Source organism: Actinophytocola sp. (assembly GCF_036002505.1).
Lineage (GTDB): Bacteria > Actinomycetota > Actinomycetes > Mycobacteriales > Pseudonocardiaceae > DASYTH01.
Genome location: NZ_DASYTH010000353.1, coordinates 1 through 4,426, shown reverse-complemented (window position 1 = coordinate 4,426; position 4,426 = coordinate 1). Strand labels below are relative to the sequence as shown.

General features: G+C 70.7%; 4 protein-coding genes. 3 read left to right on the top strand and 1 reads right to left on the bottom strand.

Going from position 1 to position 4,426, the window contains the following annotated elements; genetic code table 11:
• Positions 1-468 (bottom strand): hypothetical protein (locus tag VGR06_RS30860; protein WP_327562686.1); only part of this gene is annotated, 468 nt, incomplete at its 3' end.
• Between the two features lie 193 nt (positions 469-661).
• Here VGR06_RS30860 and VGR06_RS30855 point away from each other — a divergent pair.
• The 3 genes from VGR06_RS30855 to VGR06_RS30845 all read left to right on the top strand — a co-directional run.
• Complete coding sequence (locus VGR06_RS30855) at positions 662-2,860, top strand: putative transposase (protein ID WP_327562685.1); 2,199 nt, start codon at positions 662-664, stop codon at positions 2,858-2,860.
• Between the two features lie 405 nt (positions 2,861-3,265).
• Complete coding sequence (locus VGR06_RS30850) at positions 3,266-3,574, top strand: hypothetical protein (RefSeq protein WP_327562684.1); 309 nt, start codon at positions 3,266-3,268, stop codon at positions 3,572-3,574.
• Positions 3,571-4,426 (top strand): hypothetical protein (locus tag VGR06_RS30845; RefSeq protein WP_327562683.1); only part of this gene is annotated, 856 nt, incomplete at its 3' end. The genes VGR06_RS30850 and VGR06_RS30845, both read left to right, overlap by 4 nt.

The following is a 4,426-nucleotide window of genomic DNA, read 5'->3' as shown; positions in this document are numbered from 1 at the left end:
TCCGTACTGTGCTTGCCCGTATTGCGCCTGCCCGTACTGCGCCTTGCCGTACTGCTTCTGGCGGGCCGGCTTGTCGGGCCCGTGGTTGGCCGGGTTTGTCGTGTGGTGCACCGAGACGACAGCGACGATGGCGCCGTCGCGAGACCGCTTGAGCAGGGCCCAGGTGGCGTACCTGTCCCCCACGACCGGGTGGCCGTTGTAGACGGTGTGGTCGTCGTCGACGATCTGGATGCGGCCGCCGTCGAGCAGCTGCCACCCGTCCTTGTAGAGCACCACGGTGCCGCGCGCCTGGTCGGCGCCGGCCCCGGTGGCCGGGGAGTTGTCGCGGTAGGCGCTGTACCCGGGTGCCGCGGCCTCGATCTGGGGCAGCGACCGGGCGGCCTGGTCGTTGAGGGTGACGAAGTCGGGCTGGTGGGAGAGGACCTTCGGCATCGAGCTGCGGAACCCGGTGATGCCCGAGCGGCCCATACCCGACTGGGTGGGGATGGTGGCCTGGGCGAGACTCAGCCGGCCGCTGATCGGGTTGCTGAAGCCTCCGGTGATGTCGACAGCACCGAGCCTCAGACCTCCTGAAGTAGGTGTCGCGATCGGGCTGTGACCTGCGTGTTTGTGTCCGGCGTGTTCGTGCGAAATGTGTTGAAACTTTGGTAGCGTCCCTGGTGTGACGATCGGGACCGCGGTACAGGCCATGCTGGCGGGTATGCCGATGCCGCAAGATCTTCATTCCAGCGAGGTCGACGGACAGGTAGTCGTCGCTGTTGGTGCGACGGTGCTGTTCAGTTACGCCGCGGACGATGCGGGTCTGCGCAACCTCGCGGCGGTCACGCTGCCCGAGATGGGTTTCACCGGTCGCCGAGTCGCCGAGGTGCTGGGGATCACCGAGGAGTACGTGTCGACGCTGCGGGCCCGGGCCCGTCGGGAGGGTTCGGCCGGGCTGATGCGTCGTCGTGGGCGACCGAGCGCGCTGCGGACCGGGGACCTGTCCCGGGCGCGTTCTTGGCGGGCGGAGGGACAGACCGACGCGGCGATCGGGGCACGCCTGGGTGTGCACGCCACGACGGTGGCGCGGGCATTGGCCGGTGTGCCGCGGCCGGGCTCGGCGGACCCGGACGCCGGGCATGCCCTTGTGCCCGAGCCGTATGCGGCCGAGCTGCACGTGCCCGAGCCCGCCGAGTCCGCCGAGTCCGGCCCCGCGGTGGCCGAGCACGACCAGACCGAGCACGACCAGGCCGACGCGGTCACCGGCAACCTCGAGCCGATGGCCGGGCCGGTGGGGGCACCGGCGGCCGGGTTCACCGGTTCGGCGCGGATCACTGCCGGCACCTACCGGTGTCGCTATGCCGGGGCGATGCTGCTGCACGCCTACCTGCATCGAGTCGGCGCCGAGGGCATCTTCGCGTCGTTGACCGGTGGACCGGCGCGCCGCTATGACGACCTGGCGGTGCTGACCACCGCGACGCTGGGTTTCGCGCTCGGTATCGACACCGTGGAGGGCGCCAAGCACCTACGCCGGTCCGAGGCCGGCCCGGCGGTCGGACTGGTCGTGGTCCCGGAGCTGGCGACGCTGCGGACCCGGCTGGGCGCGTTGGCCGATGGGTCGGATCCGTTGGGGTTGCAGCGCGCGTTCGCGACCGGGATGCTCGCGGTCGACCCGGCCGATGACCCGGTCTACTTCGTCGATGACCACTTCGTGGCCTACTCCGGCGCCCGGCCGGTCGGGAAGGGGTGGAACACCAAACGTCGCCACGCCCAGCCCGGCCGCGACGACACGCTGCTGGTCGACGCCCGCGGCCGGGCGGTGGTCTTCGGCACCGGGGAGCCCTCCGGGCTGGTTTCCACCCTGCCCGGGGTGCTCACCCAGCTACGGCAGGTGATCGGCCCCGACGCCCCGGTCTTGTTGGGTTTCGACCGCGGTGGTGCCTACCCGACCGCATTCAGGGCCTGTCGCGCCGCGGGCGCGGACTGGGTCACCTACCGACGCGCACCCCTGGTCGAGACGACCGCGGCGCCGCGGCGGTCCTGGACGGTGCGTGAGGGCAAACGCATCACCGTGACGCTGGCCGATGAGACCGTCGTGATCAAGGGCTACGGCCAGGCCCGCCAGCTCACCTTGTTCGAAGCAGGCGACCCGGTGCTCCAGGTGCTGACCTCCGACACCGGTGCGACCGGCGCGGGGTTGTTGTGCTGGCTGCGGGCCCGCTGGCGGATCGAGAACATGTTCAAGTACGCGGCCGCCCACAACGGCATCGATACCCTCGCCGACTACGCGATGGACATCGGCCCCGACACCAGGATGGTGACCAACCCGGCCCGGGTCGTGGCCCGCAAAGCCGTTGCCGCCGCCGAAGCAGAGCTGGCCGCAGCCGAACGGGCGCTGCCGCAGATGCTGGCAGGTCCGGGCACGCCCAAGCAGATGAACGCCGCGCTACCCAGACTGCACAGACAGATCGAGGCCGCCAGGACCGCGCTGGCCGAAGCCAAGGCCGCGCTCCGCCCGATCCCGGCCAAGGTGCTCGCTACCGATCTGGACCCCGACGCGAAGCGAGCCCGCCCACGCATCGAGCGCCGCGGCCTGCAAATGGTGCTCCGGCTGCTCGCGTTCAACGCCGAGGCATGGCTCGCTGAACACCTCAACGCCTACCTGGCCGACCCCAACGAGTACCGCGCCATTCTGCGCAACCTGCTCCACCAAGGCGGCCACGTCCAGTTCGCCACCACGGCGATCACCGTCACCCTCGACCGGCCAGACAGCCCACGGATCGCCCGCGCCCTTGAGCACCTCGCCGAGGAGCTCAACGCCACACCAGCACGGCTGCCCGGAGACCGCCGCCCGCTGACCTACCAGATCAGCGCGCCATGAGTTTCAACAGTGCCCTTGCCGCTACTTGAGGAGGTCTGAGGCTCCCCTGGCATGCCTTCAGTGGGTGAGCGACGAAAGGACACACCGCTATGCGTGAACGGATGCAGCTCGCCCGGCGACACGACCCCTACCCCTGGACCTGGGAGCCCTTCGCGCTCTGGGGCCTGATGCTCCTACTGGTGCTCATCATCGGCGTCCAGGCCGGCCGAGGAGTCGCCAACTGGCTCGCCGGAGCAGGGTTCACCTGGCCGACCTCCGAGAACGTCATCACCAGCATCTTTGCGGTGATCGGCGGCAACTCCGCCGCCGGCCTCGCCCACCCCCGCCAACTCGGGCACCTGGCCGGCCCCGGCCTCCTGCACGGGTCGCTCATCGCCACCGCTCGTCGTCATCCTCGGCTACGCCGTGCTGACCCTCCACACCCTGCGCGTCTGGGGACCCTGGCGGGTTCTGGGCATGGCCACCGGCGAGGAGGCCGAGCACCTCCTGGGCCGCACCCGGCTGCGGAAGGTCGCCGGCGTCGTGCGTCCCGACCTGTACGGCACCAACCTGTACGGCAACAGGCAGTCCGCAACCACCCAGACCGTCGTCCACCGGGAGCCCGAACCAGACAGCAGCCAGCTGGGCCGCGGCCTCTCCCCGCAGTTCCTCCCCGTCCGCAACAGCGACTCCACCGAGAAGACCGAGAAGACCCAGCGGAGGGCCTGGCGATGAAGAAGACCCGACTCAACCCCACAGACGTCGGCTGGCGGCTCGGGAACGCGCACGAGCCCCGCGGCAACCAGCTGTGGGTCCCCTTCGACCGCACCGCCGGCGTGATCGGGCCCCAGGGCAGCGGCAAGACCCTCGACGTGCTCACCCCGGCCCTGCTGGATGCCCCGGGAGCCGCACTGGTGACCCTCACCAAGCCAGAGGACCTGCTGCTCAGCCTCAACGAGCGCTCCCGCGACGACCGACCCTGTGTCGTCCTGGACCCGTTCGGCCTGGCCGAAGGCGTCGTCGACGAGGTCGTGTGGGACCCGATCGAGGGCTGCGTCAGCTCGCGGATCGCCGAGCGCCGCGCGAAGGCGTTCGCCGCCGGCACCGTCAAGGGCGCGATGACCGAAGGCTCCGGCGACGACGCCGCCCGGTTCTACGCCGAGGAGTCGGCCAAGGTCCTCAAGTGCTACTTCCACGCCGCCGCGCTCACCGGCCGCAACCTCGACGACGTCCTGGGCTGGGTCGCCAACCCCACCGGCACCACCGAGCCCGAGGAGATCCTGTCCCAGCACCCGCACGCCGCGAAGTTCTGGAATGGCCTGCTCCACCGAGCCCTGTACGGCGACGACCGGACCGCCGGCAACACCATCACCACCATGCAGCAGGCGATGGCGCTGTTCTTCCAGGACGAGACCCGCCGCCGTTGCGTGCCCGGCCCGGGCCGCCCGGTCACCAACCTGCTGGAGGTCGTCCGCCGCGGCGGCACCATCTACCTGCTCGGCCGCGAAGACCCCTACGCGAGCGCGTCCCCGATGATGACCGCCGTTGCCGAGCAGGTCCTCGACACCGGTCTGCTGCTGGCCAACC